The organism is Microbispora sp. ZYX-F-249 (assembly GCF_039649665.1).
Lineage (GTDB): Bacteria > Actinomycetota > Actinomycetes > Streptosporangiales > Streptosporangiaceae > Microbispora > Microbispora maris.
On the sequence record NZ_JBDJAW010000025.1, the window covers coordinates 23,045 to 49,746 of the forward strand.

At 71.9% G+C, this 26,702-nt stretch carries 28 protein-coding genes; 20 read left to right on the plus strand and 8 right to left on the minus strand.

Translation table 11 applies throughout. From position 1 onward, the window contains the following. The first annotated feature begins 52 nt into the window (after positions 1–52). The 5 genes from AAH991_RS26280 (at position 53) to AAH991_RS26300 (ending at position 3,940) form a co-directional block, all read left to right on the plus strand. Positions 53–607, plus strand: a complete 555-nt coding sequence (locus tag AAH991_RS26280; RefSeq protein WP_346228579.1) for an RNA polymerase sigma factor — start codon at positions 53–55, stop codon at positions 605–607. Further along, positions 604–1,524, plus strand: a complete 921-nt coding sequence (locus AAH991_RS26285; protein WP_346228580.1) for a zf-HC2 domain-containing protein — start codon at positions 604–606, stop codon at positions 1,522–1,524. The genes AAH991_RS26280 and AAH991_RS26285 overlap by 4 nt, the downstream gene beginning before the upstream one ends. 65 nt (positions 1,525–1,589) lie before the next feature. Further along, positions 1,590–2,267 carry a hypothetical protein gene (locus AAH991_RS26290; protein ID WP_346228581.1) on the plus strand — a complete coding sequence of 226 codons (678 nt, stop codon included), beginning with the start codon at positions 1,590–1,592 and terminating at the stop codon, positions 2,265–2,267. Further along, positions 2,264–3,055 carry an ABC transporter permease gene (locus AAH991_RS26295; protein WP_346228582.1) on the plus strand — a complete coding sequence of 264 codons (792 nt, stop codon included), beginning with the start codon at positions 2,264–2,266 and terminating at the stop codon, positions 3,053–3,055. Before AAH991_RS26290 ends, AAH991_RS26295 begins: the two co-directional genes overlap by 4 nt. Positions 3,056–3,070: 15 nt before the next feature. Further along, entirely contained in the window at positions 3,071–3,940 is an 870-nt protein-coding gene (locus AAH991_RS26300; protein ID WP_346228583.1) for an ATP-binding cassette domain-containing protein, read from the plus strand. Between the two features lie 4 nt (positions 3,941–3,944). Here AAH991_RS26300 and AAH991_RS26305 read toward each other — a convergent pair whose 3' ends face one another. Together AAH991_RS26305 and AAH991_RS26310 are read right to left on the minus strand one after the other, a co-directional pair. Next, positions 3,945–4,763: a PIG-L family deacetylase gene (locus AAH991_RS26305; protein ID WP_346228584.1), complete on the minus strand. Its 819-nt coding sequence runs from the start codon at positions 4,761–4,763 to the stop codon at positions 3,945–3,947. A gap of 40 nt (positions 4,764–4,803) precedes the next feature. After that, complete coding sequence (locus AAH991_RS26310) at positions 4,804–6,039, minus strand: MFS transporter (protein WP_346228585.1); 1,236 nt, start codon at positions 6,037–6,039, stop codon at positions 4,804–4,806. Between the two features lie 146 nt (positions 6,040–6,185). Here AAH991_RS26310 and AAH991_RS26315 point away from each other — a divergent pair, with 146 nt between their 5' ends. From AAH991_RS26315 to AAH991_RS26335, 5 genes are all read left to right on the plus strand, one after another. Beyond that, positions 6,186–6,866 (plus strand): alpha/beta fold hydrolase, encoded by a 681-nt coding sequence (locus tag AAH991_RS26315; protein ID WP_346228586.1) that lies wholly within the window; start codon positions 6,186–6,188, stop codon positions 6,864–6,866. A 94-nt stretch (positions 6,867–6,960) separates the two neighbouring features. Then, a complete protein-coding gene (locus AAH991_RS26320; protein ID WP_346228587.1) occupies positions 6,961–7,641 on the plus strand; it encodes an MFS transporter in 681 nt (226 codons plus the stop codon). A 101-nt stretch (positions 7,642–7,742) separates the two neighbouring features. Beyond that, positions 7,743–8,168: a nuclear transport factor 2 family protein gene (locus tag AAH991_RS26325; RefSeq protein WP_346228588.1), complete on the plus strand. Its 426-nt coding sequence runs from the start codon at positions 7,743–7,745 to the stop codon at positions 8,166–8,168. Between the two features lie 67 nt (positions 8,169–8,235). Further along, entirely contained in the window at positions 8,236–9,081 is an 846-nt protein-coding gene (locus AAH991_RS26330) for an MBL fold metallo-hydrolase (RefSeq protein ID WP_346228589.1), read from the plus strand. Between the two features lie 78 nt (positions 9,082–9,159). After that, on the plus strand, positions 9,160–10,491 hold the full coding sequence (locus AAH991_RS26335; protein WP_346228590.1) for a family 16 glycosylhydrolase: 1,332 nt from the start codon (positions 9,160–9,162) through the stop codon (positions 10,489–10,491). 43 nt (positions 10,492–10,534) lie between these two features. On the opposite strand, the gene AAH991_RS26340 is transcribed toward AAH991_RS26335, so the two are convergent. The 3 genes from AAH991_RS26340 to AAH991_RS26350 all read right to left on the minus strand — a co-directional run bounded on the left by AAH991_RS26340 (position 10,535) and on the right by AAH991_RS26350 (position 13,844). Further along, the gene (locus AAH991_RS26340; protein ID WP_346228679.1) at positions 10,535–11,659 is read right to left on the minus strand and encodes an MFS transporter; all 1,125 of its coding nucleotides are present in this window, start codon (positions 11,657–11,659) and stop codon (positions 10,535–10,537) included. A gap of 172 nt (positions 11,660–11,831) precedes the next feature. Continuing rightward, positions 11,832–12,926, minus strand: coding sequence for a calcium:cation antiporter (locus tag AAH991_RS26345; protein WP_346228591.1), 1,095 nt, complete (start codon positions 12,924–12,926; stop codon positions 11,832–11,834). A 42-nt stretch (positions 12,927–12,968) separates the two neighbouring features. Beyond that, the gene (locus AAH991_RS26350; protein WP_346228592.1) at positions 12,969–13,844 is read right to left on the minus strand and encodes an NUDIX domain-containing protein; all 876 of its coding nucleotides are present in this window, start codon (positions 13,842–13,844) and stop codon (positions 12,969–12,971) included. A gap of 364 nt (positions 13,845–14,208) precedes the next feature. On the opposite strand from AAH991_RS26350, the gene AAH991_RS26355 reads away from it, so the two are divergent. The 3 genes from AAH991_RS26355 (at position 14,209) to AAH991_RS26365 (ending at position 17,985) form a co-directional block, all read left to right on the plus strand. Continuing rightward, positions 14,209–14,556, plus strand: a complete 348-nt coding sequence (locus tag AAH991_RS26355; protein ID WP_346228593.1) for a hypothetical protein — start codon at positions 14,209–14,211, stop codon at positions 14,554–14,556. Between the two features lie 277 nt (positions 14,557–14,833). Next, positions 14,834–15,874 (plus strand): alpha/beta fold hydrolase, encoded by a 1,041-nt coding sequence (locus AAH991_RS26360; RefSeq protein WP_346228594.1) that lies wholly within the window; start codon positions 14,834–14,836, stop codon positions 15,872–15,874. A gap of 488 nt (positions 15,875–16,362) precedes the next feature. Continuing rightward, the gene (locus AAH991_RS26365) at positions 16,363–17,985 is read left to right on the plus strand and encodes a cellulose-binding domain-containing protein (RefSeq protein ID WP_346228595.1); all 1,623 of its coding nucleotides are present in this window, start codon (positions 16,363–16,365) and stop codon (positions 17,983–17,985) included. 142 nt (positions 17,986–18,127) lie between these two features. Here AAH991_RS26365 and AAH991_RS26370 read toward each other — a convergent pair whose 3' ends face one another. Beyond that, on the minus strand, positions 18,128–18,592 hold the full coding sequence (locus AAH991_RS26370) for a M15 family metallopeptidase (protein WP_346228596.1): 465 nt from the start codon (positions 18,590–18,592) through the stop codon (positions 18,128–18,130). A gap of 7 nt (positions 18,593–18,599) precedes the next feature. On the opposite strand from AAH991_RS26370, the gene AAH991_RS26375 reads away from it, so the two are divergent. The 5 genes from AAH991_RS26375 to AAH991_RS26395 all read left to right on the plus strand — a co-directional run bounded on the left by AAH991_RS26375 (position 18,600) and on the right by AAH991_RS26395 (position 22,619). Further along, on the plus strand, positions 18,600–18,977 hold the full coding sequence (locus tag AAH991_RS26375) for a hypothetical protein (RefSeq protein WP_346228597.1): 378 nt from the start codon (positions 18,600–18,602) through the stop codon (positions 18,975–18,977). A gap of 171 nt (positions 18,978–19,148) precedes the next feature. Continuing rightward, entirely contained in the window at positions 19,149–19,982 is an 834-nt protein-coding gene (locus AAH991_RS26380) for a prolipoprotein diacylglyceryl transferase (RefSeq protein ID WP_346228598.1), read from the plus strand. Beyond that, on the plus strand, positions 19,979–20,713 hold the full coding sequence (locus tag AAH991_RS26385; RefSeq protein WP_346228599.1) for a hypothetical protein: 735 nt from the start codon (positions 19,979–19,981) through the stop codon (positions 20,711–20,713). The genes AAH991_RS26380 and AAH991_RS26385 overlap by 4 nt, the downstream gene beginning before the upstream one ends. Beyond that, the gene (locus AAH991_RS26390; protein WP_346228600.1) at positions 20,710–22,278 is read left to right on the plus strand and encodes a radical SAM protein; all 1,569 of its coding nucleotides are present in this window, start codon (positions 20,710–20,712) and stop codon (positions 22,276–22,278) included. Before AAH991_RS26385 ends, AAH991_RS26390 begins: the two co-directional genes overlap by 4 nt. Beyond that, positions 22,275–22,619 (plus strand): hypothetical protein, encoded by a 345-nt coding sequence (locus tag AAH991_RS26395; RefSeq protein WP_346228601.1) that lies wholly within the window; start codon positions 22,275–22,277, stop codon positions 22,617–22,619. The genes AAH991_RS26390 and AAH991_RS26395 overlap by 4 nt, the downstream gene beginning before the upstream one ends. 12 nt (positions 22,620–22,631) lie before the next feature. Here AAH991_RS26395 and AAH991_RS26400 read toward each other — a convergent pair whose 3' ends face one another. After that, positions 22,632–23,042, minus strand: coding sequence for a VOC family protein (locus AAH991_RS26400; protein WP_346228602.1), 411 nt, complete (start codon positions 23,040–23,042; stop codon positions 22,632–22,634). Between the two features lie 125 nt (positions 23,043–23,167). On the opposite strand from AAH991_RS26400, the gene AAH991_RS26405 reads away from it, so the two are divergent. Both AAH991_RS26405 and AAH991_RS26410 read left to right on the plus strand, forming a co-directional pair. Beyond that, a complete protein-coding gene (locus AAH991_RS26405) occupies positions 23,168–24,136 on the plus strand; it encodes an ankyrin repeat domain-containing protein (RefSeq protein WP_346228603.1) in 969 nt (322 codons plus the stop codon). A gap of 447 nt (positions 24,137–24,583) precedes the next feature. Beyond that, on the plus strand, positions 24,584–25,765 hold the full coding sequence (locus AAH991_RS26410) for an ATP-binding protein (protein ID WP_142567879.1): 1,182 nt from the start codon (positions 24,584–24,586) through the stop codon (positions 25,763–25,765). A gap of 105 nt (positions 25,766–25,870) precedes the next feature. Here the strand turns inward: AAH991_RS26410 and AAH991_RS26415 are convergent, their stop codons facing one another. Further along, entirely contained in the window at positions 25,871–26,701 is an 831-nt protein-coding gene (locus AAH991_RS26415) for a MauE/DoxX family redox-associated membrane protein (protein ID WP_346228604.1), read from the minus strand. Position 26,702 lies beyond the last annotated feature (1 nt).

A 26,702-nucleotide genomic window follows, 5' to 3' on the forward strand; every position in this document is an offset into this window, starting at 1 on the left:
GGATCACCCTGTTCTGCCGTGAACCTCGGCGTCCGGAACAGTACCCATCACGATGGACTCGACGGATCTGGAGCTGTTGCGGCAGGTCACCAGGGGTGACGAGCACGCCTTCGAGCAGTTGTACGCCCGCCACGCCCGGGCGCTCCTGGCGTACGCGGAAGGGCTCCTGGGCGAGCGCGGGCCGGCCGAGGAGACGCTCCAGGAGACGTTCATCGCGGTGTGGCGCGGGGCGGGCGCGTTCGAGGAGCGGTCACAGGTACGCACCTGGCTGTTCGGCATCTGCCGCCGCCAGGCGCTCAAGCGGATGCGCGGCCACCTGCCGGCGTCGCGGCCGCTCGACGACGCGCTCGACGTGGCGTCGCCGGAGCCGGGGCCGCAGGCGGTGGCGCTGGCGCGGGCGGACGCGGCCGCGGTCGCCGCGGCGCTGCGGACACTGGCCCCGCTCCACCGCGAGGTCCTCGACCTCGCGTTCGCCGCGGAGATGTCCCACGCGGAGATCGCCGAGGTGCTGGGGGTCCCTGCCGGGACGGTGAAGAGCCGCCTGTTCAACGCCCGGGCCGCGCTGGCCCGCGCCCTGCCCGTCGAGGTCGAGGAGGCCGGCCGATGAACCATCCCACCGAGCTGCTGCCCGACTACGCCGCCGGCGTCCTCGCGAACCCGGCGGCCGTGGAAGCCCATGTGCGGACGTGCGCCGAGTGCGCCGCCGAGGCCGAGTCGTGGGGGAAGGTCCGCTCGGCCGTCGCCGGACGGGCGGCCGCGGTGGCCGCACCCACGCCGTCGGTCTTCGCCGCGATCCGGGAGCGCATCGGTGCGGCCGGGCCGTCGGCGACGCCTCGGCCGCACCCCGTCCCCGAATACGCGGTCCCCCGGTACGCGGGCGAGGTGGGGCGGCGGCCGTGGCGAAGGGCGCTCGGCCTGCTGACCCGTCAGTGGACCCTGGTCAGGTGGCCGGTCTGGGTGGTGTCCGTGGCCGCGCTCGTGATCGGCGGCGTGGTCGCCGCCCGGGTCTCGCCGGCGGGGCTGGCGCCGCAGGTGCTCGCCGCCGTGATCCCGCTGGCCGCGGCGCTCGCGGTGGCGGGGGCGTGCGGATCGGACCGGGAGCCGGTCGGCGAGCTGGTCGCCGCGACTCCCACGTCGCCCAGGGTGGTGCTGCTCGCCCGGCTCACGCTGGTGCTCGGTGTGATCGGCGCGGGGAGCCTGCTCGTCACGCTCGCGCTCGCGCCGCTGGAGCCGGTCGCCGGTCTTCTCGGCCTCACGGCGGCGTGGTTCGGCCCGCTGGTGCCGTTGTCCGCGCTCAGCTTCACGCTGTCGGTGCTGTGGCGGCCGTCCGTCGGCGTGGGGGCGGCCACGGCGCTGTGGCTGCTCCGGCTCCTCGCCATGACGGGCGCGCTCGACCGGGCGGTGGCGGCGGCGGTCGAGCGGCTGTGCACCCCCGGTGCCGGCGTCCTCACGGGCGCGGCCGCGCTCGTCGCGGTGGCGGTGCTGCTGTCGCCGCGCCTGCCGCATCGGCGGGCGAGTTTCTGAGCGGAACAAAATTCCGGTGAACCGTCCCGGCCCGCGCGGTACCCACTCACGTGAAATCAACGTCCTTGTGGCGATACGAGGCCCGGCGCGCGGGATGGCCGGCCTGCCTGGCCGCTCCCGCGTCGCTGCTGGTGACCGTCGCCCTCGCGGTGGCGAGCGCCGGCTTCGGTGCGCCCCCGCCGTCCGTGCACGGAGTGCTCCTGTCGGGTGTCGAGGCGCTCGTCCCCCTGGCCGCGGCGATGGCGGCGGTCACGGTGGTCAGCGTGGACCGCTGCCGTGAGCTGCAGCTCGCGCTCCCGGCCGCCTATCCGGGCACGCTCGGCCGCAGGCTCGGCGTGGTCGCGGGAATCGGCGCGGCGCTGTCGGTGCTCTTCTCGACCGTGCTGCGGCTCGCCGGCGCGTGGACCGGGCCGCAGTCGTCCCTCGCGTCGGTCCTGGTCTGGGCGTCGCCGCTGCTGGGGCTCACCGGCCTGGCCCTGCTCGTCGCCGTCCTGGGCCGCAGCGTCGTGCTCGCGACCACGACGGTCGCCGTGGTGTGGCTGTGCCAGCAGCTCTTCGCCGCGGCACTGGCCGCCGGCGCCTGGTCGCGCCCGTTCTTCCTGTTCATGACCAGCCGGGCGGGGGTCGCCGACGGCTGGGGGACGAACCGCGCGGTGCTCGCCGCCTGCGGCGTCCTGTTCATCACGACCGCGCTCCTGCTGCTGCGCCGGCCGGAGCGTCTCCTGACGGAGGAAGAGGTATGAGGTCGCGCTTGTCCGCGGTGTGCCGGTACGAGTTCCGCATGCAGATCCGCAAGCAGTCCCTGTGGGTGAGCACGGCCGGCCTGGCCGTGCTGATCGCCGTCGCGCAGGGCGACCGGGGGCCGCGCCACCTGCCGATCGGCGCGGGCGCCGCCGAGGTCATGGCCTCGTGGGCGCTGCTGTTCTCCATGCTGCTGCCGATCGGGTTCGGCATGGTGCTGGCCGACCGGCTGGTCCGCGACCAGCGGATCGGCGCCGCGTCGCTGCTCGCCAGCCTGCCTGCCCGCACGGGCGCGCTGGTCGCAGGGAAGTACGCCGGGTCCGTCGCCGCGACCGCGGTCCCCGGCCTGCTGGTGCTCCTCGTCGCCGCCGCCGGAGAGTTCGCGCACCGGGGCGATCCCGCGCTGTTCGGCTGGGCGGCCGGGGCGTTCGCCGTGGTGCTGCTGCCGGGCCTGGCGTTCGTGGCCGCCTTCGCGCTCGTCTGCCCGCTGGTGATGTCGGCGCCGCTGTTCCGGGTGCTGTTCGCGGGCTACTGGTTCTGGGGCAACATGCTCGGCCCCAACTACCTGCCGTCCTTGACGGGGACGCTGCTGACGCCGATCGGCGACTATCCGGCGAGCTGGCTCATCGGCGGCAAGGCCCTCTACGCGGGCGACTCCGGCTGGCTCTCGTTCCTGCGGCCCGAGCCGGGCGGCGGCGCGGCGCTGCTCAGCGTCGTCCTGCTGATCGTGCTCGCGTCCCTGCCCCTCGCGTTCGCGGGCCCCCTCATGACCCGCCGTACGTCGTCCTGAAAGAGAAAGACAACCATGGACATCATGATCAACGGGCTGCGCAGGCGGTTCGGACGGGTCGAGGCGCTGCGCGGCGTCGATCTCGAGGTCCCCGGCGGGATGTTCGGCCTGCTGGGCACGAACGGCGCGGGCAAGACCACCCTGATGCGCATCCTGGCCGGGGTGCTGTCCCCGACCGGCGGGCGGGTGCTGGTCGGCGGCCACGACCTCACCACCCGGGCGGGGCGGCTGGCCGTGCAGCGGCGGCTGGGCTACCTGCCGCAGGACCTCGGCCTCTATCCCGACCTCACGACCCAGGAGTTCCTGGACTACATCGGGCTGCTCAAGGGTCTGGACGACGACACGGCCCGGCGCCGCCAGATCGGCGAGCTGCTCGACATGGTGGGGCTGGCCGACGTCGCCGGCCGACGGCTCAAGGGTTTCTCCGGCGGCATGCGGCGGCGCGTCGGCATCGCCCAGGCCCTGCTCGGCGACCCCGCGCTGGTCGTCGTGGACGAGCCGACGGCCGGGCTCGACCCGGAGGAGCGCATCCGCTTCCGTACGCTCCTCGCCCGGATCGCGGGGCACCGCACCGTGCTGCTGAGCACCCACATCGTGGAGGACGTGGCGCAGACCTGCCAGGAGGCCGCCGTCATGGCGGCGGGCCGGGTGGTGTTCACCGGCCCGGTGACCGGCATCGTCGACCGTGCCCGGGGCGCGACGTGGGAGGTCGTCACCCGTGGGGCGCCCCCGGCCGCCGGCGTGGTCGTGTCGGCGGTCGGCGGGCCCGACGGCACGCGCTACCGCGTGGTCAGCCAGGCCAGGCCGGACCCGGCGGCGGTCCCGGTCCGGCCGTCGCTGGAGGAGGGCTACGTCGCACTCATGCGCGAGGCCGTCCCGAGCTGAGCGCTCAGCCGCGCAGGCCCGCGAACAGGTCGTCCTCGTGGGCCGGCGCGTCCACCCGGCAGGTCTTCCGGATGAAGTACTCGCGCGAGAACGCCTGGTGCTGGGCCTCCGGCGGCATCCTCAGGAAGGGGATGTTCTCGCCCTGGCTCGCGTGCGCCTGCAGGGCCTTCAGCTTGTTCTCCACGTACGGCGCGACGTCCACGACGCTGGTGATGAGCTCCTCGGGCGTGCCGAAGTCGTCGGGAAGCTCGAAGTCGTCCGGCGCCATGCCGTTGGCCCGCATGAACTCGAACATCTGCCGGATGCCCTCGCGCGGCACCGCGGTGTAGTAGAGCTTGTCCGGGATGCCGGTCGTCTCGGCCGCCGCGACCGCGATGCGGTGGGCCTGGATGTGGTCGGGGTGCCCGTAGTTGCCGTTCTCGTCGTAGGTGACGATCACCTGCGGGCGGTAGCGCTCCATCAGCTCGGCGAGCCGGGCGGCGGCCGTCTCGACCGGGACGTTGGCGAACGCGCCGGAGTGACCGTTGCCCTCCCAGCCGACCATGCCGGAGTCGCGGTAGCCGAGCAGCTCCAGATGGAAGATGCCGAGGTGGGCGACCGACTCGCTCAGCTCGGCCAGCCGCCGCTCGGCGACGGCGGCGTCGTCGTGGCCGGGCTCGCCCGGCTTCACCCCGCCGGGGCCGTCCCCCTGCTCGCCGTTCGTGCAGGTCACCAGGACCGTACGGACGCCCTCGGCGGTGTATCTCGCGAGGATGCCGCCGGTGCCGATCACCTCGTCGTCGGGGTGGGCGTGCACCGCCATCAGGGTGAGCTCTCGGTCCATTCGATTCCCCCGGGTGTCGTTTACCGTCACCCCGACGACCCTATATCGCCCCTTGATCCCGCGAGGGGACGCCGCTGCCGACCGCCGGCGCGGGGGCCGGGGTCATGCGGGTGGACACCAGCCACCAGATGACCAGTTGCAGCAGGGCCAGCGCCAGGGCGAAGGGCGGCAGCGTCCAGGCGCCGACTCCCTGGGCGATCGCCCCGGCGAGCCAGGGGAACACCGCGCCGCCGACCACCGACACCCCGTTGATCAGTCCGATGGCGGTGGGCACCAGCCGGGCCACGGTGAGCCGCGGCGCCACGGCCATCGTGGTGGGGAAGACCGGCCCGAGCCAGAAGCCGAGCAGCACGAAGCTGACGCTGGCCATCGCGGCGCCCGGGACGAGCCAGGCCAGCGTCGTGCTGATCGTGACCCCGGCCAGGCAGACGAAGGTCATCCCGGTCGCGCTCAGGCCGAGTCTGGTGGCGATCGGGCTGATCAGGAAACGGCCCAGGGTGAGCCCGAGCCAGTAGCCGGAGACGGTGTAGCCGGCCAGCAGGTCGCTCTGCCCGTGCTCGTCGACCAGGAAGCTGAACCCCCAGTTGCCCACGCTGATCTCGAGGCCGACGTACACGGCGAGGAACACCGCGCCCAGCACGACGGCGGGCTGCCGCGAGGCGGTGGCCAGCAGGCCGGGACGCTCCGCCTGCTCCTCGGCCGACGCGGGAGGCGGGGCCTCGCGGGCGGGCAGGGTCAGGTAGAAGCCGACCAGCAGCGGCAGGCAGACCAGGGCCAGGACCAGCCACACGGCCGTCCAGGGCAGGAAGGCCAGGATCCCGGTGGCCAGCAGCGGCCCGAGCAGCGCGCCGACGCCGAAGAACGCGTGCAGGCGGTTGAGCAGCGTCGTCGCCCCGGGCAGGTCGGTGAGGTAGGCGTTCAGCACCGATTCGAAGATGCCCGTGCCGTACCCGGCCACGATCTGGGCCACCAGGAAGGCCAGGAACGGCGGGCGCACGGCGGTGAAGAGACCGGCCAGCGCGAACGTGCCGCCGCCGAGGATGAGCGAGGCCCGGATCCCGAGGCGGTGGATCAACGGGCCCGCGGTCGAGCCGGACAGCATGAACCCGGCGGAGAAGGCGAAGAACTGGGTGCCGATCGTGGCCTTGTCGAGGCCGTAGTCGTCCATCTGCGCCGGCAGCAGCACCCCGCCCACGCCGGAGCTGAGACCGACCAGGATGAAGGTGACATAGGAGAGCGCGACCGGCGCCCACAGATCGCGCCGCAGTGCGGACACCTGACCTCCCGCGTACGAGCAGCCTTCCGGCCACCCGGCATGCGGGATCGGCCGTATCCGTGATCAACGGTGATCCCGTTTTCGGCGTCATGCTACTTCGAGCGCCTAATGCTCCAATAGGGGTTTTCGGTGGCTATCGTGACGATGTGACGGATCACGCGATGGTCCAGGCGAACGGCATTCGCATCGCGTACCGGACGTACGGGCCGGGCGGCGGCGTGCCGCTGGTTCTGCTGCACGGGCTGGGCGAGGGCATGGCCGGCTGGGCGGACGTCGCGCCGGCCCTGGCCGCCCACCGGCACGTGTACGCCCTCGACCTGCGCGGCCACGGCGCCAGCGACCGGCCGGGCACCTACGGCCTGGAACTCATGCGCGACGACGTCCTCGCCTTCCTCGACTCGCTGTCGCTCGGCACGGTGGACGTGATCGGGCACTCGATGGGCGGTGTCGTGGCCTACCTGCTCGCCGCCGAGCGGCCGGGCCGGGTGCGGACGCTGATCCTGGAGGACGTCCCGCTCCCCGTGCCGCGTGAGCCGCCCCCGCTCGTACGCCCGGAGGGGCCCCTGCCGTTCGACTGGGCGATGGTGGCGGCGGTCAGGCCCGAGATCGACCGGCCCGACCCGGCGTGGCTGGAGCGGCTGGGCCGGATCACCGCGCGCACGCTTGTGATCGGCGGCGGGCCGGACAGCCACATCCCCCAGGACCGCATCGCCGAGCTGGCCCGCCGCGTCCCCGGCGCCGCGCACGTCACGATCCCGGCCGGGCACCTGGTGCACGAGAACGCCCCCGGCGCCTTCGTCCGCGAGGTGCTGGCCTTCCTCGGTTAGAGCGTGGCCGGGAGCCCGAAGACGGTGAACAGGCCGGGACTCCCGAACACGACGTTGCGTGCGACTCCGTCCACGCCGATCGTGAGGACCTGGAGTGGTCGACGGCAGGGTCAGGGCCACGGCGCTCAGCGCGTACGCCGTGGTGCTGTCGGCCGGTTCGGTCGCCGGGCTGGTGCTGGGCGGGGTGCTGGTGAGCGCCGACCTGGCCGGCGCCGGATGGCGGCCGGTGTTCCTCGTGAACGTCCCGGTGGGCGTCCTGCTGACGGTCGCGGTGCCCCGGCTGGTGCCCTCGGACGTGCGGCCGGACGCGCCGTCGAGCCGGTCGCCCGGGTGGCGCCGCCTCGACCTGCGGGGCCTCGCGCTCGTGCTGCCCGCCATGCTCCTGGTCGTCCTGCCGCTCGTGCTGGGCCGGGAGGCCGGCTGGCCGTGGTGGACGTACGCGTCGATCGCCGCGGGGATCGCGCTCGCCGTCGTGTTCGTCGTGGCGCAGCGCCGTACGGCGGCCCGGGGCGGCGACCCGCTGCTGAACCTGGACGTGCTGCGCGCGGCCGGCATGCCCTCGGGCCTGACGACGCTGGTCGCGGCGATGGTCGCCTCCGGCGGGTTCCTGTTCGCCTTCGCCCTGCACCTGCAGGGCGGCCTCGGGGAGAGCCCGCTGCGGGCCGGGCTCACGTTCCTGCCCATGGCGGTGGCGTTCGGGCTGGGCAGCTTCTACTGGCGCAGGCTGCCGGGGCGGGGCGCGGTCGCCCTGGCCCGCGCCGTGCGGCCCGCGTGACCGGGCGGCTGGGTTCATGCATCCGGCCGTGTTGCGTCTCCTGCGGACGGCCTTTGCCATGGCGACGCTACCGTGGGGGTACGCCCTGGGGGGTGATCCGCATGCCCGACGGCCGGCAGCTCGCGGACCGCGTGCTGAACGCGGTGAACGGTCATGACCTGGAACGACTGTCGGCGTGCTACGACGACGACGCCGTCCTGTCCACCCCGATGGGGGACTGCGTGGGGCGCGAGCAGATCGCCCGGCACTGGGAGAGCCTGTTCAAGGGCTTCACCGACATGGCCATGACGGTCTGGAACAGGGTGGAGTGCGCCGATCCGGGCTTCACCGAGTGGACGATGACGGGCACGCACACCGGGCCGTTCCCGCTGGCCGGCGGCGGTGTCGCGAGCGCGAGCGGCCGGCGGATCACGGTCCGCGGCTGTGGGGCGTGCCATGCGAAGGACGGTCTCGTCGTCGCCCACCGGGACTATTTCGACCTGCTGGAGCTGTACTCCCAGCTCGGGTTCTCGCTCGTTTGTGGGTAATCACCCCCCGCTTTCGGGTGATTTGTGGTGGTTTACGTAGCCTGAAAGCTGGGAGAGGGGAGGCGTCATGCCCGATCCAGCGGACGCGACCGTGTTCTTCGTGGGAAACGCCACCATGATCATCCGTTCTCACGGGTTCACCCTGCTGACGGATCCGAACTTCCTGCACCAGGGACAGCGAGCTCATCTCGGCTGGGGGCTGAGCACCCGCCGCCGCACCGAGCCCGCGATGAAGGTCACGGAGCTTCCGCCACTGGACCTGGTCGTGCTGTCGCACATGCACGGCGACCACTGGGACAGGATCGCCAGGAACGGGCTCGACAAGGACCTGCCGATCGTCACCACCCGCCACGCGGCGGCCCGGCTCCGCCGCCAGGGGTTCTACCACGCCGTCGGCCTGGAGCCGTGGGAGTACCACCACGAGCGCCACGGGGACGGCACGCTCACGGTGACGGCCACGCCCGCCCGGCACGCGCCGGGCTCGGCGAACTCGCTGATGCCGCCGGTGATGGGGAGCGTGCTCGACTTCGCCCACGCCGGCGAGGTGGACCTGCGCCTCCACATCAGCGGTGACACGATCATGGACGACTGCCTGTCGGAGATTCCGCGCCGCTTCCCGGACATCGACGTCGGCATCGTCCATCTCGGCGGCACGCGGATCCTCGGCCTCACGGTGACCATGGACGGCGCGCAGGGGGTGGAGTGGCTCAGGCTGATCCAGCCGGAGTCGGCCCTGCCCGTCCACTACGACGACTACGCGGCGTTCGCCTCCCCGCTGAGGGACTTCCAGCAGCACGTCCGGGGCGCCGGGCTGTCGCACCTGGTCCACTACCTCATGCGCGGCGAGACCTACCGCCTTCCGGTGCGGCAGTCCGGCGTACGCCCGCACCGGCACGTCCCCGGGATGGGCTGACACGACTAGTCAAAAAGAAACCGTCCTATTGACACCCTGTGCGGCAAGGGTGTTGCATCTTAATTCAAGCTTCAAAGCTTGCGTGAAGCGCTGGACACCGGCGCGCGCACCCGGAGAGACGGGCGGCGCGGGCCGGAGATCCTGCTGGCATCCCCCCACCAACCGGAGATCTCCATGCGCAAACCCCGGCTCCTCATCATGGCCGCGGCCATGGTCGTCGGCCTGGCCGGCGGCCTGGTCGCCGCCCCGGGCGCCGACCGGGCCGAGGCCGCCATCGGCCCGGTCACTTGGTCGGACGAGTTCAACGCCGCGGCGGGAACGCCGATCGACGGCGCCAAGTGGAAGTTCGACGTGGGCGGCAGCGGCTGGGGCAACAACGAGTTGCAGTACTACACGAACTCCACCCGCAACGTGTACCACGACGGGCAGGGACACCTGGCCATCACCGCCCGGCGGGAGAACCCGTCCAACTTCCAGTGCCACTACGGCACCTGCCAGTACACCTCGGGCCGCATCCTGACCGCCGACAAGTTCAGTCAGGCGTACGGCCGTTTCGAGGCGAGCATCAAGATTCCCAAGGGGCAGGGCATCTGGCCGGCGTTCTGGATGCTCGGCGGCGGCAACTGGCCGAACACCGGCGAGATCGACATCATGGAGAACGTCGGCAAGGCGCCGAACACCGTCTACGGCACCGTGCACGGCCCCGGCTACTCCGGGGGCGGCGGCGTGGGCGGCAACCGGACGATCGGCGCACCGCTCGGCGACGCCTTCCACACCTACCGGGTCGACTGGTCGCCGAACCTCATCGTCTGGTACCTGGACGGCTCGGAGTACTTCCGCGTCACGCCGGCCGACATCCGCGGCAACCAGTGGGTGTTCGACCACCCGTTCTTCATGATCCTGAACGTCGCGGTCGGCGGCAACTGGCCGGGCAACCCCGACTCCACCACGTCGTTCCCGCAGACCATGCTGGTCGACTGGGTCCGCGTCTCCGGCTGGACCAGCGACGGGGGAGGCGGAACCGGGACCGGCGGCGCGCTGAAGTCCAGCCTGAACGGCCGTTGCGTCGACATCCCGGGCGCCAATCCCGTGGACGGCGCCCGGCTGCAGATGTACGACTGCAACGGCACCGCCGCCCAGCAGTGGACGATCGACAGCGACGGCACGGTCCGCGCGATGGGCAAGTGCATGGACGCCGCGGCGGCCGGCACCGCCAACGGCACGCCGATCCAGCTCTACACGTGCAACGGCACCGGCGCGCAGCGCTTCACGCTCAGCCCGGCCGGCGACCTCGTCAACATCCCCGCGAACCGATGCGTGGACATCGTGGACGTCAACCCGGCCAGCGGCGCACGCCTCCAACTGTGGGACTGCACCGGCGGGGCCAACCAGAAGTGGACCCGCGGCTGACGACCGTGTGACCGGTGTGAGGGGTTGCGGCCTCTCACGCCGGTCACGGCCGTTTCCGGCGTACGGCCAGGGCGATCACCAGGTACGGCGCCGCCGCGACGGCGAACAGCGGTCCGGGGCCGGTCCACACCGACCCGGCCGCGTAACCGCCGTAGACCGTCAGGGCGACGATCTCGGTGCCGACCCCGGCCATCGATGTGACCGTGGCCCGCGCGCCGTCCGAGATCCCCTCCTGCAGCCTCGCCTCCAGCGCCGCCGTCGCCCACTGGAACAGGCCGAAGGCCACGGCTACCAGCGTGAGCGCCTCCGGCCGGCCCGCGGAGGCTGCGACGGCGCCGGCCGCCATGCAGCAGGCGGCCGTCACCAGGGCCGGCGCGAGGGCGCCCCGCCCCCGCCCGGCGAACCACCCGCCGACCATGCCGCCCGCGCTCACCAGCAGGACGAGCAGGGGAACCCGCCCGATGGACACCCCGGTCGCCTCCGCGAGCAGGGGGACGTACTCGTCCATCGCCCCCGCGACCGACGTCGCCGACAGGACCACGATCGCGCGGCGGACCGCGGGGCCCTCGCGCACCTGGGCCAGGCCGTCCCGCAGGACGGCGACGTATCCGCCGGCGACGCCCGGCCGGTCGCGGTCCCCGCGCGACTCGGGGAACGACAGCCCCACGGCGGCTCCGAGCAGTGTCACGAGCACGCTGGCCAGGCCCGCCGCGCGCATGCCGCCCACGGCGAGCACGGGCCCCGCCAGCGCGGTCGCGGCCATCACCGCCGTCGTGCCGAGGGCGGCCGCCCGCCCGGCGAGCGCCGGGAAGCGGGCGGTCGCGCCCCACCGGCCGAGTTCCTCGTACACCAGGGCCTGGAGCGTGCCCGAACGCAGGGAGCCGCCGGCGCCCCACAGCACGAAGCCCAGCGCGAACGACCAGTAGGAGGGGGCGAACGTCCACAGGGCGTACCCCGTGCCCGTCAGGAGGGGTGCGACGGCGAGCAGCGACCTCCGCGAGACGAGGTCGGCCCACACGCCGGACGGGACCTCCAGCACGAAGCCGGTGACGGACCAGATCACGAACAGCGAGGAGATCTGGGCGGGGGAGAGCCCGTTCTCGGCGAACAGCAGGGCGTACACCGGATAGAGGACGACGAAGTCCTCCAGGAACGCGTACGCGTACAGGCGGGCCGCGAGGGCACCTTCAGGTGAGCGTCAATGTCGCCGGTTCACCCTTTGCACCCTACGCGCCCGCCGATCTTCGCGCACCGGGCTTTTCGTGGGCTTGGGGCTCAGGGCACCCGGGGCTCAGGGGGTCCGGGGCTCAGGGGGCCCGGGGCTCACATGCTCACGTTGCTCATGGGCTCACGGCGAGGAGCAGGAAGGCGGCGAGCAGCGTGAGGTGCACGCCCGCCTGCAGGACGGTGGCCCGGCCGGGCACCACGGTCAGCGTCGCCACGACGATCGTCAGCCCGAGCAGCACGATGTGCGTCGCGTCGAGTCCGAGCAGCAGCGGCCCTTCCACCCACAGGGACGCCGCCGCGATCGTCGGGATGGTGAGCCCGATGCTGGCCATCGCCGAGCCGAAGGCGAGGTTCAGGCTGACCTGGACCCGCGCGCGCCGGGCCGCGCGTACGGCGGCGAGCGTCTCCGGCAGCAGCACCAGCAGCGCGATCACGACGCCCACCACCGCCTGCGGCAGGCTCGCGGCGCGTACGGCCGACTCGATGGCGGGCGACTCCACCTTCGCCAGACCGACCACCGCGACGAGCGCGGTCAGCAGCAACGCCAGGCTGGCCGTGGCCGCGCGCGTGGTCGGCGGGCCGGCGTGCCCGTCCGCGGCATGGCCGCCGGGCTCCACCGGCAGGAAGTACTCGCGGTGCCGTACGGCCTGGGTGAGCACGAACAGGCCGTACACCGCGAGCGAGGCGACCGCGGCGAACGCGAGCTGGGGCGCGGAGAAGGCGGGCCCGGGCTTGCTGGTGGTGAAGGCCGGCAGGACGAGGCTCAGCGTCGACAGGGTGGCGACGGTGGCGAGCGCGCCTCCCGTTCCCTCCGCGTTGAACACCGCCACCCGCCGCCGCAGCGCCGCGACCAGCAGCGACAGGCCGGCGATCCCGTTGCACGTGATCATCACGGCGGCGAACACCGTGTCGCGGGCGAGCGACGCCGCGGCCGGCCCGCCCGACACGGTGAGGCTGAGGATCAGCGCCACCTCGATCACCGTGACCGCCACGGCGAGCACGAGCGAGCCGAACGGCTCGCCCACGCGATGGGCGATGACTTCCGCGTGGTGGACGGCCGCGAGCACCGAACTCGCGAGGAAGAGCGCGGCGATCACCACGACGACGGGTGGGATGCTCCGTCCCCACGCCAGCGCGAGCACCGCCACGGCGAGGATCGGAACGGTCACGGTCCAGGTGGCGGCCAGTCGGCGGTAGCGCAGGCTCACATGGTTCTTCCTGCCCAAATGGGACGAAAGGTATAAAGGACCCTAGAGCTGCTTGAGCAGCCAGCGCGGGCCGGTGACCAGGGCGCCGAGGGCCGTCACCCGCTCGCGCAGTCCCCGGTCGGCGGTGACGACGAGGGCGGTCTCCCACGAGCGCACGCCACGCACGGCGTCCACGATCGCGTCGTCCCCGCTGCCACGGGCCACCACGACGGTCAGGTCCCCGGTCACCGGCCCCGGGTCGGCGGCGCCGGCCGCCGCTCCTTCGAGCACCGCGACCATGCGCGGGAACCACCGGGACAGTGCGGGAACGCCTTCCGGCATCTCGCCGAGGCCCTGCCCGGAGAGCGGGATCAGCTCGTTGAGCAGGCGGTTCGCGGCACCGGCACGGTCGTTCCACCATCCGTGCTCGGCGCGCGCGCCGATGATGTTCGCCATGTCGAGGACGACGACCACCGGGCTCAGCGCGGGCCTGATCCTCGGCCACGAGTCGGCGAAGCCCGGATGCAACTCTTTCGACGGGACCTCGTCGGCCGCCACCCAGCGCATGTCGGCGCTCTCGCCGTTGGCGGGCGCGGCGTCGAGCAGCCCCCCGGCCTCCGCGATCACCGTCTGGAACGACCAGCCGCCGTGGTCGTCGACGTAGAGCCCGCGCACCCGGATCAGATCGGCGTCCAGCGCCGCCTCCTCCTGTGCCTCGCGCAGGGCGCCGGTGATGGGGTCCTCATGGCTGTCGCACGCGCCTCCCGGCAGCCCCCACGTCCCGCCGTGATGGCTCCACCAGGCCCGCTTCTGCATCAGCACGTACGGCATGCCGTCGAGGGTGTGGTGCACGGTGAGCAGGCCGGCGGCGCCGTACAGCCCCCAGTGCTGGTGCCCCAGCTCGCACAGGGCCCAGCCGTCGCCGTCCTTCGCCGCCATGCACCCCATCTTGCCGTAGCGGGCTGAGCGAGGTCCGCCGCCCCGTTGCTCTGATGGTCGCCGGGTGGACCGGTGGTACGTGACGGGGTCGTAGGCCGATCGTTATTAACCGGTAAGCGATCCTTCCGAGAGCCGAGTCCGAAGCCCGTTAGCGTGTGAGCCCTCACTCGTGATTCCCCCTTATCCGGAGAATCAGGAGATGTCATATCTGGAGAGACGCCCGCTTCCTGCGGCCGGAGGAGCGGGCGTTGTCCTCCCTCTGTCGTTTCGATGTCGGCCCACCGGCCGTCCCGCTCGGCTCCTCTGGGGTGCCAGGCGGTGGATTTCCTCACGATCTCTCCACAGGCGCCGCACAAGTGCCTGGTTGACTGCTGTCGTGATTCGGGAACCGGTGGGCCGGCATCGTGAACGCGTCCCGGTCAGGGCGATCACGTCGAGAGAGAACATCGCCGCATGTCTCGTGCCGGTGGCCGGCGTGGCACTGGTCGCACTCGGGATTCTGGATTGGCTCGCGGCGATGTCGCTCATCCGGGGAGTTCAGTGCGGCCTGTACGAGCAGGGGGGCGTACTCGACTGTGGCGGATCATCCACGTTGGATGAAGCTGTCCTTCTCGGACCGCTGCTCGCGCTGCCGATGTTCGTCGCGGAGACCTGGCTGATCGCCCGGGGGATTCGGCGGATCGCTGCCGGGCGGGAACACAACCGGGCCTGACCCCGCCGATCGAGTCCGCGGTTCCTGGTTGCCCGCCCTTTTCGTAGACAGCACGACGGTCTGTCCGCGGAGAGCACGACGGCGTCGTATAGAGCACGACGGGAGAAGCCCGCGCGACTTCAGGTCGTGCAGGCTGCAATCGATCGACTGACGCCGGCGGAGCCCGCGGCCCGCGGCGCTCATCATGGCCGTGCTCGTCGGTGAGCGGCCGATTCGCGAACGGCGGGCCGCATCGGCCGGACGCCCCGCGATCGGGTGCTCGGGAAAGGGAACGCAGATGCCACTGGAGGAAGCAGCCGGGCGAATGCCGGGCGCGGGATCGCGTGCCAGGAGACTGCGGCGGGCCGTCTTCGGCGCGTTCGTCGCCCTGGTCGCCGTGTTCGGCATGACCGCCGGTGCGGGCGCGAGCGCGACGGCCAAGGAGCCCGCGGAGGGCCCGGCGCGCTTCGCCCCCGGGTTCAGGCACGGCAAGGTCGTCGTGGAAGGCGGCGCCGTCCACTACGTGATCGGCGGATCCGGACCGGCCGTCGTGCTCCTGCACGGCTGGCCGCAGACGTGGCTGATGTGGCGCCCGCTGATGCCCGAGCTCGCCCGCGACCACACCGTGATCGCCGTGGACCTGCCGGGGCTGGGCGACTCGGCCGTGCCGGCCGGGGGCTATGACAAGGTCACCACCGCGCGGCGGGTGCGCGAGGCCGTGCGCCGGCTGGGATTCGACCGGGTGGCGATCGTCGGTCACGATCTCGGCGTCCTGGTCGCCTACCCCTGGGCCCGCGACTTCCCCGGCGAGGTGACCCGGCTCGCCATGATCGAGACGCCGCTGTCCGGCTTTGGTCTCGAGGAGCTCTACGGGGTGAGCTGGCACTTCCGGTTCAACATGTCCCCCGCGCCGATCCCCGAGCGGATCATGGACAACGACGACGTCAGCACGTACCTCGGCATGATCTTCGACTTCAGCTACCGCAAGGATGCGGTGGATCGCGAGTCGTACTACCGGGCCTACGCGGATCCGGCCAGGCGGAGCGCGGGGTACGAGTACTACCGGGCGTTCGCCGCGGACGCGGAGAACAACAAGGCCAACGCGGCGAAGCGGCTGCCCATGCCGGTGCTGGGGATCGGCGGCCAGTACTCCTTCGGGCCGGGGGTCGCGGACTCGTTCCGCCAGGTCGCCGACGACGTGCGCACGGTGGTGGCACCCGACTCCGGGCACTTCGTCCCCGAGGAGAACCCGCGCTTCATGGCCGACTGCGCGAGCCTCTTCCTGGGCGCCCGGACCGGCACGCCCCCGCGTCCCGAGCTCGCCTCCTGCGCCCCGTGAACCCGGGCATGTGATCGACTGTCTCTCCTTCTCACGCCGTCGCCGGTGCGGGTGGTGGTGGCTGCTACCCGATCACCGTCGTCTACGGGCTCGGCTCGCCTCCTGCCGGTACATCGGTACCGGCAGGGGGTCGCCGCCGTCAGGGGTGTGCGGTGTGGCGACGGCAGGCCGGCCGGGCGGTGACCTCTCCGGCAGCGGACCGATGAACGCCGGGTTCACCGGTGATCGCCTTCTTGATTTCCGGATTCTCGCCTGAACGTTTCAGCCGGTCCCGGAGTCCCGTTCCTGTCTTCGGCGATTTCTGCGCAAGTGAGGGCTGCCCTGGGCGGAAAGCCGCCGCGGCGCGCGTTGACCGGCGATCGACGGGATCGTAGCTTGATGCGCGGTGTTCCTGTGGGTGAATTCAGTTCAGGTGCACGAAAAACCCTTGTGGGGTCGGGAGTCATTCCTCGGTCAGGGGCCCTGCGCGACCTGCAAGGAGTTCGGTTTTGAGAAGCAGAACCACAACGGGTGCCGGGGTGATCAGCGCCCTCGCCGGAGTCGTCGCCTTGGCCGGCGTGGCCACCGTCGGAACGGCGCAGGCCGCCACCGGGTGCGCCGTGACCTACACGACCAACGACTGGCCGGGTGGGTTCACCGCCGCCATCACCATCCAGAACCTGGGCAGCGCGATCGACGGCTGGACCCTCGGGTTCGCCTTCCCCGACAGCGGTCAGAAGGTGGGCACGGGCTGGTCGGCCACCTACAGTCAGAGCGGGCAGAACGTCACGGCCACGAACGTGGACTACAACGGCGCCATCGCGACCGGCGCGTCGTTGTCCATCGGGTTCAACGGCAGTTGGTCGGGGTCCAACCCCAAGCCCACCTCGTTCACCTTGAACGGCGTCACCTGCACCGGCTCTGCCACCACCTCATCACCGACCCCGTCGCCCACCCCGACACGCTCGCCCTCGCCCTCAGCCACCCCCACGCGCTCACCCTCCCCCTCCCCCTCACCCTCAGCCTCGCCCTCGACGACGCCGTCGAGTGGTGCGGTGTACGTGTCGCCGAACGGCAGGGACGGTGCCGCGGGGACCCAGTCCGACCCGACGACCCTCACTTCGGCGCTCACACGCGTCGCCCCCGGCGGGACGATCTACCTGCGCGGCGGGCGGTACGCCTTCACGCAGACGATCACCATCGCACCGGGCAACAACGGCACGTCGAACGCCCGCAAGACCCTGTCCGCCTACCCCGGTGAGACCCCGGTGCTGAACTTCTCGGCCCAGAGCGAGTCCTCGTCGAACCGCGGACTCGTCGTGAACGGCTCGTACTGGCATGTGTACGGCATCGTCGTCGAGCGGGCCGGCGACAACGGGATCTACGTCGGCGGCAGCAACAACGTCATCGAACGCACGGTGACCCGGTTCAATCGCGACACCGGGCTGCAGCTCGGGCGGATCGCCTCCGACACCCCCCGCGACCAGTGGCCGTCCAACAACCTCATCCTCAGCGCGGAGTCGCACGACAACGCCGACTCCGACGGTGAGGACGCCGACGGCTTCGCCGCGAAGCTCACCACCGGCACCGGCAACGTCTTCCGCTACGCCGTGTCCCACAACAACATCGACGACGGCTGGGACCTCTACACCAAGACGGACACCGGAGCCATCGGGCCGGTGACCATCGAGGACTCCCTGTCCTACAACAACGGCACCCTCACCGACGGCAGCCAGGCCGGCGCCGGCGACCGCAACGGCTACAAGCTCGGCGGCGACAAGATCTCCGTCAGCCACATCGTCCGGCGAAGCATCGCCTACCGCAACGGCCACCACGGGTTCACCTACAACAGCAACCCGGGCACGATGTCGATCTCGAACAACGTCGGCATCGACAACGCCGAGCGCAACTTCTCCTTCGACGCCGGCACCTCGGTGTTCCGCAACAACACCTCGTGCCGCAGCGGCAGCGGGTCCAACGACAAGACCGTCGGTGACGTCGACAGCTCCAACCAGTTCTGGTCCGGCTCGAACGGGTCCCGGTGCTCCTCCTACACCGGAGCCATGGGCTGGTCCTTCGCCTCGGACGGCCGCCTCGTCGTGACCTTCGGCGGCAGGCCGGTCACGCCGTAACCGGTCGTCTCGTCAACGGCATGGACTCCCCGGCGGACTACGGCTCAGCCCTGCCTGCCTCTGCCAGGGTCACCGGCGGGGCCCGCCCACCGCGCCGTACGCGATGGGCGGGGCCCGCAGGGCGGCTTGCGCCGCGCCGGTCTCAGCGGCCGTTGACGGAGAAGTGCTGGTAGTCCTTGGCACCCGACCACGAGCCGCCCCAGCCCCAGCCGATCCGCTCGAAGGCCCGCACCACGCGGTCTCCGCTGTTGATCACGCCGGGCTTCTTGAGCGGCCGGTCCACGAACGCGTCCGCGTTGCGGTGGGCGTTGGAGCCGTTCGCGTAGACGTACGGGTTCTCCCGGGGGTTGAGGTCCACGGCGAGGCCGTACGCGTGGTTGGACCAGCTGCCGGAGCCGGTGGCGTTGCGGCAGTTGAAGGCCGAGGTGTTGTCGGCGTCGATGGAGTCGTAGTCGCTGCCCTTGTAGACGTCGACGGGCTCCATCCGGCGGATGGGGTAGCGCATCTCGTAGAGCTTGCCGAAGACGGAGGCGATGTCCTCGGCCACCTTCTTGTTGACCACCAGCGTGCCGGTGTGCGCCTGGTCGTCGAAGCCCCAATAGGTCATGGTGATCTTGCGTAGCCCACTCGGCGGAACCGGGCAGCCCGGACGCCACGAGTGCCGGAGCTCGTCACGGGACACCGTCTCAATCTTCGCGGAGAAGGGCGGCGGCCCGCTCGGGCTCGGTGTGGGCCCGGTCTCGGGCGTGGGCGATACCGGCACGGCCGTGGGCGTGACGGACGCGGACGGAGCGGGCGCGGCCGAGGAGGCGGTGGGCATGGGCGAGTCCGACGCCGGGGCCGCCGGGGCGGGCGCGGACACCCGGGTCCGGGCGGTGGCGGACGCTCCCGCGTCGCCGACCCCGCCACAGCCGGTCATCCCGACGAGAGCCGCCATCACTACCACTGACCTGCGGTTCCACAAGGAGGTCATAGGCGCAGGCTACCCGTGAACGAGACATGTGCCGGCGGTCGCGCGACACTCCTGTGGACAACGGGATTCCTGTGGATAAAACCTCGGCGGTTGACGACTCGCCGTATAGAACGGAATCGACATATGGAAGGGGCGCAAGCCGTACGAAATGACGATCGGAATCGTCATGTGCCGCCGCTAGGGTGGCGTCGTGCTTGAGGAACTGCGTTTCGGCGGGGTGACCGTGCCGACCCACGCGTTTTTCGTGGGCCTCGGCGTGGTCCTCGCGAGCGTGGTGTTCGTCCTGGAAGCACGGCGCCGGGGAGCCCTGCGGGAGGAGTCCCTCGTCGCCGTCACCGGCGCGCTGGTCGGCGGGGCGATAGGCATGCGGCTGTCCGGGTGGGCCGAGCATCTCGACTTCGCGCTCAACCCCGGCCTCGTCGAGGCGTGGATGTTCGGCGCCCGGAGCATCCTCGGCGGCCTGACCGGCGCATATGTCGGAGTGCTGGTCGCGAAACGGCTGATCGGCTATCGGGAGCGCACCGGCGACCTGTTCGCGCCCGCGGTCGCGCTCGGCATGGCCGTCGGCCGCGTCGGCTGCTTCCTCACGGAGGCCCCGGGCCGTCCCACGAGCCTTCCTTGGGGCGTCCACGCACCCGCCACCGTGCCGGAATGCCCCGGTTGCGTGACCGGACAGGCGATGCACCCGTCCTACCTGTACGAGACCGTCTTCCAGCTCGCCGCCTTCGGCGCGCTGCTGTGGGCCCGGAGCCGGGTTGACCGGCCGGGCGAGCTGTTCACCCTTTATCTGGGCGCGTACGCCGCCTTCCGGTTCCTCGTCGAGTTCACCAGGGCGAACGAGACGGTCTGGCTCGACCTGACCCGCCCGCAGTGGTTCCTCGTCCCGGGCCTCGCGCTTCTCGCCGTCCGCCTCGGGATCGGATATCGCAAGGGCTTCTACGATCGGCTGCTCCCCCGCCGGGGCGAGCGGCGACCGCTGTCACTGGGCGCCCGGCTGTCGCCTGCGGGCGAGGAGGAGAGATGAGCACACCCCCCGAGCCCTCCGAGCGGCCGGACGACCCGCAGCAGGGCGTTCCCGCCGGGACGCCGGACGATCAGCCGCACGGCGATCCCTCCGGGCTGCCGGACGACCCGCGGCACGGCGATCCGCGGCAGGGCGAACCGTCCGGGCGTCCGCCGGTACCGCCGCCCTCCGGCACGCCGCACGGTCCGGCCGGCCCGCCACCGCCCCAGGGCCCGGCCGGCCCGCCACCGCCCCAGGGCCCGGCCGGCCCGCCGCCGTCGTACGGCCCGGCCGGCCCACCGCCTCAAGGTCCCGGCGGTCCGCCGCATCAGGGCCCGGGTGGCCTGCCGCATCAGGGCCCGGGCGTCCCGCCGCCGTGGGGTGCGCCGCCGCCCTATGGCCCCGCCGGGCCGTACGGACCGCCTGCGCCGCAGAGCTCGACCGCCGTGGTCGTCGCGATGACGATCGTGGGGATCGTGGCCTACGTGGTCATCAATTTCGTGCTCTTCCTCGCGACCCTCGCGGCGGCGGACGGAGTCGCGAGCGACAACAAGAACATCGCGCTCATCGGCGGATCCGTGATCCTCGCCGCGATCGCGTTCGGCGGCGGAACGCTGCTGCTGCTCCTGCGCAGGCCCTGGTCGCGGGGGCTCGGGATGGGCCTGATGATCGGCTGGGCGCTCATGACGATCTTCACCGCCGGCTTCTGCACCGGCGTCAACCCCTCGCTGTACACGGACGGAGCCCTGTGAGCACGGGAATGCCCCTGCGGGGCGACCGCATCCTCCGTTACGTCAACGCGTTCTGCCCCCGCTGCCACGACGAGCGGCCGGACCGCCCGCTGGCGGAGGTGCCCCGCCTGTCCGGCTGGCTCGCGGCCCGCGACGGGCGGGTCTACCTGGAGCGCGGCTGCCGGAGCCACGGCATGGTCAGGACCCTCTACGACGAGGACCCGGAGATCCTCGCCTACCTGGAGGAGTGGACCGCCCCCACCAAGGCGCATCTGCCCGACGTCGCCGGGAACTTCGACCCGGTCCCGGAGGCGTACCTGCGGGGGCTGCCGGAGATGCAGACCCAGCACACCTGCATCCTCCTGGAGGACGTGGCGGAGGCGTGCAACCTTCGCTGCCCGACCTGCTTCACCGAGTCCTCGCCCGACCTGCGGGGGATCGTGCCGGTCCGGGAGGTGCTCGCCAACGTGGACCAGCGGCTGGCCCGCGAGAACGGCCGTCTCGACGTGCTCATGCTCAGCGGCGGCGAGCCGACCCTCCACCCCGACCTGCCCGAGCTGCTGGCCGAGCTGACGGCCCGGCCCGTCACCCGCATCCTGATCAACACCAACGGGCTCCTGGTGGCCCGCGACGACGCCCTGCTCGACCTGCTCACCGAGCACCGAGAGCGCGTCGAGATCTACCTGCAGTACGACGGCGTGTCGGCCGCGGCGTCCCGCCACCACCGGGGCGGCGACCTGCGGCGGCAGAAGGCGGAGGCGCTGCGGCGCCTGTCGGAGCGGGAGATCTTCACCACGCTCGTCATGACGGCCGCCCTCGGGGTGAACGACGGCGAGATCGGTGACGTGGTCCGCCTCGCCCTCGACACGCCGTACGTCGGCGGCGTCTCCATCCAGCCGCAGTTCGGCTCGGGGCGGTCCGGCGTGATCGACCCGATGGACCGGCTCACCCACACCGGTGTGCTCAAGCGCCTCGGCCCGCAGACCGGCGGCCTGGTCAGCTGGCGCGACCTGACCGCCCTGCCCTGCTCGCATCCGCACTGCTGCTCGGTCGGCTACATGATCAAAGATGACGCCGACCGGTGGCGCTCGCTGACGGCGTTGATCGGGCACGACCGCCTCAAGGAGAACCTCGGGCTCGTCTCCAACCGCATCGCCGACTCGGAGATCCCCCGCCAGCTCCGCATGGCCGTGCAGGAGTCGCTGCTCGGCCTGCTGTCGGAGCAGTCGTCGCTGTCGCATCCCGAGATGGGCAAGGTCTGGCGCGACATCTGCGAGAACTGCGACCTCGGGCTGACCACCCTGCTGACGCTCGCGTCCTCGGCCCTCCCCGGGCGCAGGAAGCGGCTGCGCCGGCTGCTGGGCGAACGGATCGTGCGCATCACGATCAAGCCCTTCATGGACATGTCCACGATGCTGGAGGAGCGGCTGGTCCAGTGCTGTGTCCACGTCGGCACCCGCTCCGACCAGGACCAGTGCGCGCCGTTCTGCGCGGTCCAGGCCTGGCCGGCGCTCGCGCGCCAGCGTCTGTCCGCCGTCGCCGCGGCCGACCCCGGCGTACGGCTCCCGCTGCTGGAGATCACATGAGCCCCCCGCACGGGGAGCCCGGCGACGGGGAGACGGGCCCGACGGGGGTCGTGTACGAGCAGGCTCTGGCGGCGCAGGCGTCCGGGGGCGGGCAGGCCAACCCGTACGATCCGCTGAAGCTGTGCGTCTACGCGACTGTGGCCCTGCTGGCCTGGCTGTTCGGAGCCTGGGCCGTGCTCGGCTTCGCGGCCCTGGGGTTCGCGGGTTACTGGCGGGCCCGCCGCGCCGGGCTCACCAGGAGCAAGTGCTACCTCAGGGACACCCGGCTCGTCCTCGCCTACCTGGGACTGATCGCCCTGGTCGCCGCGGCGGCCCTCGTGCTCCCGCACGTGTCCCGCTAGGGTGCTGCGGCTTCAGTCACGCTTGGGCCAGATCGGGCCCCGGTCGGTCCAGATGACGCCCTTGTTGCGGCACAGGCAGAAGGGGTGGCCGACCGGGTCGGTGTAGACCCGCCAGCCGTAGCCTTCGGGGCCGATGAAGTCCTGCTGCAGCGTCGCGCCGAGGTCGAGGACGCGGCGCTGCTCGGACTCGATGTCGTCCACCTCGAAGTCGAGGTGGAACTGCTTGGGGTGCTCGCTGTCGGGCCACTGCGGAGCGCGGTAGTCGTCCACCCGGATGAAAGCCAGCTCGACCTCGCCGAACGTGATGCCGGCCCAGTTGTCGTCGCTGCCTTCCTTGATCGGGCGGCCCGTCACCGCGGAGTAGAAGGCCGCCAGCTTCATCGTGTCCGGGCAGTCGATGATGAAATCGGTGAGTCGCAGCATTCCGCGATCGTGTCACACGATCAAGGGGAGCCCGGCAAGGCCTGGTCCTCGCGAGACCCGCTCCGTCACGGAATTTGTCGGTGGGCTTCGCCATGATCTGCGTACCTACTCACCGAGGGAGCATCATGGCTGTCGCCCGGGAAGCGGACTGGTCCGGCATCGGCTGGGACGCCTGGAAGAGCCTGCGGGTGATCCGCGCCCGGCTCGACGCGGGTGCCGATCCCAATTCGAGCGGCCCCTACTATGAGCCGCCCTTGCACAGAGCCGCCGAATGCGGCTCTCCCGAAGTGGTGAGGGAGCTCGCCGCCCGCGTCGACGATGTGGACGCCGAGTACGAGGGCCGTACGGCGCTGTGGACGGCCGTCTTCGCCAACCGCCGGGACAACGCCCGGATCCTGGCCGAGGCCGGTGCCGATCCGTGGCGGCCGATGATGAACGGCTGGTCGCCCGGACGGCTGAGCCTGGCCACGCCGACCCCCGCCCTGTTCGGTGATCCCGTGGGCCGGCCCGGGCTGTCCGAGGCCGAACTGGAGGCGGTGGCGGAGGCGAGGCGTCTCATCGATGCGTTGGGCGACTTCTACTACGACGGGGTGGCCGTGGCCTGCGTGGCCGGCGTCACCGCGGCCGAGGCGGCACGCCGTCTGGAAGCCGCCTCTGTCGACGCCGCCGAAGTCGACGCGCTTCTCGAGGACGACATCTTCGAGGACTTCGACGAGAACCTCGCCATCATCGGGGTCACGGACGTGCCCGGCGGCTGCGTCGTCAGCCAGCCGTGGGGATACATGCCGTACGCGACCGGTGTCACGGAGCGCCTGTCGGCGGGGACGGTCTGCTATGCGATGTACGCCAATCCCAAAAGTGGCAACCAGGGGAGTGTGACCCGGGACGGCGCAATCGTGGAATGGGACACCCATCCCGGTGGCGGCGACCCCTCGTCCGACGCCTCGGCCGAGGAGATCCTCCGCAGCTACCTGTTCCATGGACGAGCGTTGGCGTACTGCTGCGCGGGCGCGGGCCTGCGGCTGGACGATGCCGCTGCCATCGAATCGCCCAGCGCGTGGGTGAGACTCCCCGAACGGGACCACTGGCGCTGACCGCCCACCCCGCGACGAGGCAGGCGCACGACCGTGCGAAGGACCGGTCTCGTGGCGCCTCGCCGGGGCAACGGACGGCGAGGGTGGTGGAGCCGCTGAACGACGGTGTTTGACGGAGCTTTCGGGGAAAGCTCGCGCAGGTGTTCGATGACGCGCTACAGTCATGCCCATCGGATCGAACACGGGTTCGGTCGAGTCCTGCCAGGTAAGGGGTGTGTGATGACTGTGCCCACGGTGTCCGCCGCCCCGGTTCCGGCAGCCGCCGTTCCCGTGACCGACGATCCGGTCGTGCCCTCCCCGGCTCCGCCCGTTGTCGTCCCGGTCGTCCCGGCCCAGGCTCCGCCCGCCGCCGCGCGGTGCGTGCCGCGGCCGCGCCGGGCGACACGCCGTAGCACTCTCTACGGAAATCTACGACGGCCGCTATATCCCGTCATAAAGTCCGAGAGCGTGGACCCCGTGCGCAATCCCTACGCCCCCGGCGCCGGCCAGCGCCCCCCGGAACTCGCCGGACGCGACCGCGAACTGCAGCAGTTCGAGATCGTGCTGGAGCGGGTGGCCCGGGGCCGCCCCGAGCGGAGCATGGTCCTCACCGGCCTGCGCGGCGTGGGCAAGACCGTCCTGCTCAACACGTTCAAGTCCATGGCCATGCAGCGGCTGTGGGGCACCGGCAAGATCGAGGCCAGGCCCGACCAGTCGATCCGCCGCCCGGTGGCGGCCGCGCTGCACATGGCCATCAGGGAGCTCGCCCCCCGCCACCGCGCCCCGGAGCGCATCGAGGAGTTCCTCGGCGTGCTCAAGGCGTTCGCGATGCGCGATCCCGCCGCGGCGAAGGGCACCTCGCACTGGTCGCCCGGCATCGACGTGCCCGCCGCGCGTGGCCGGGCCGACTCGGGTGACCTGGAGATCGACCTGACCGAGCTGTTCGTCGACGCCGCCGGCGTCGCGACGGACCTCGGCGTCGGCATCGCGCTGTTCATCGACGAGATGCAGGACGTGCAGGCGCCGGACGTCTCGGCCCTGTGCGCGGCCTGCCACGAGCTGTCGCAGAACGGCGGCCCGCTGATCGTCGTCGGCGCCGGCCTGCCCCACCTGCCGAGCGTGCTGTCGGCGAGCAAGAGCTACTCCGAACGGCTGTTCCGGTACGCGCGCATCGACCGGCTGGACCGCGACGCCGCCGACCTGGCGCTCATCGCCCCTGCCGCCCGTGAGGACGTCGAGTTCACGCCCGACGCGCTCGACGCGTTGTACGAGGCGGCCGACGGCTACCCCTACTTCGTCCAGGCGTACGGGAAGGTCGCCTGGGATCTCGCTCCGCGCAGCCCGATCACGGCCGAGGACATCAAGGTGTCCGCCCCGGAGGCCGAGGAGGAGCTGGCGGTGGGCTTCTTCGGCAGCCGCTACGAGCGGGCCACGCCCGCCGAGCGGGACTACATGCACGCCATGGCCCAGCTCGGCGACGACCCGGTGCCGACCGCCGAGGTGGCCGAGACGCTGGGCCGCAAGCCGTCGAGTCTGTCACCGGCCCGCGACAGCCTGATCAAGAAGGGCCTGATCTACAGCGCGGAGCGCGGCGTGATCGGGTTCACCGTTCCGCATTTCGGGAGGTTCCTCCGTGCGCAGCCGCTCTGAGCGGCGCGCCCATCGACCTCTCTACGGCTTTCTAGAGGGGAAGCTAGAGAGCCGTAGAGAGCTGAAGTGAAAGACCTCGATGCGGGAATCTACGCATGTATAGCGTCAGGCCGATACAGGCGTAGATTCCCGCAGAGAGGCATCCCTGCGCGCGTCGGCCGAGGTCACGTGGCCGTCGGCGCCGACCACGGCGGCGCGTACGGCGGGACGCCGGCCGCTGAGCTGCACGGCGAAAACGACCTCCGTGTCGCCCTGGGCGGGGAAGACGAAGAAGCGCCAGCACAGTTCACGCCACATGTCGGACGGCTCGTCCGCCAGCAGCGACCCGGCGTGGGCCCGCCACTCCTCGCTGGCCCGCAGGCGCGACAGCGCACGTCCGGGCGGCATCGGCCGCTGCTCACACGGCGCACGGTGACGCAGGCGCGAGACGATCTCGTTGATCTCGGGTGAGAGGGCGAGCAGCAGGACGACGCCTCCGCCCGTCCAGGCGGCCGTCTCGCCGGTGAGGGCGGGCAGCCCCGTGGCGTTCTGGACCGCGACGAGGGCCGCCATGGCGGTCAGCGCCGCCGCCCGGCCCGTCGACCGCAGCCCGACCGGGGCGGCGCTCACCTCGCCGAAGCAGCCGCACCCCGCGTCCGGCCGCCGCCTGCGCAGGTCCCACAGGACGTACGTCGCCACGGCGAAGAACGCGGCAGGCAGCCACCGGGCGGCCGGGTGATCCACGACCAGCAGGCCGGTCGCCAGCGCGAGCTCGACCAGGGCGCAAACGTACAGCGCGGGCCTGGCGAAGCGCTCGGGCATGAGCACCGCCGGGCCGAGCCGGGCCAGCACGCCGGGCGACGCCTCGCGCCCGGCCGTGGCCAGTTTGGTGACGCCGCCCAGCGCCAGTGTCACCACGAGGATGGGCAGTGCGGCAGCCGCGATGGTCGAAAGCACC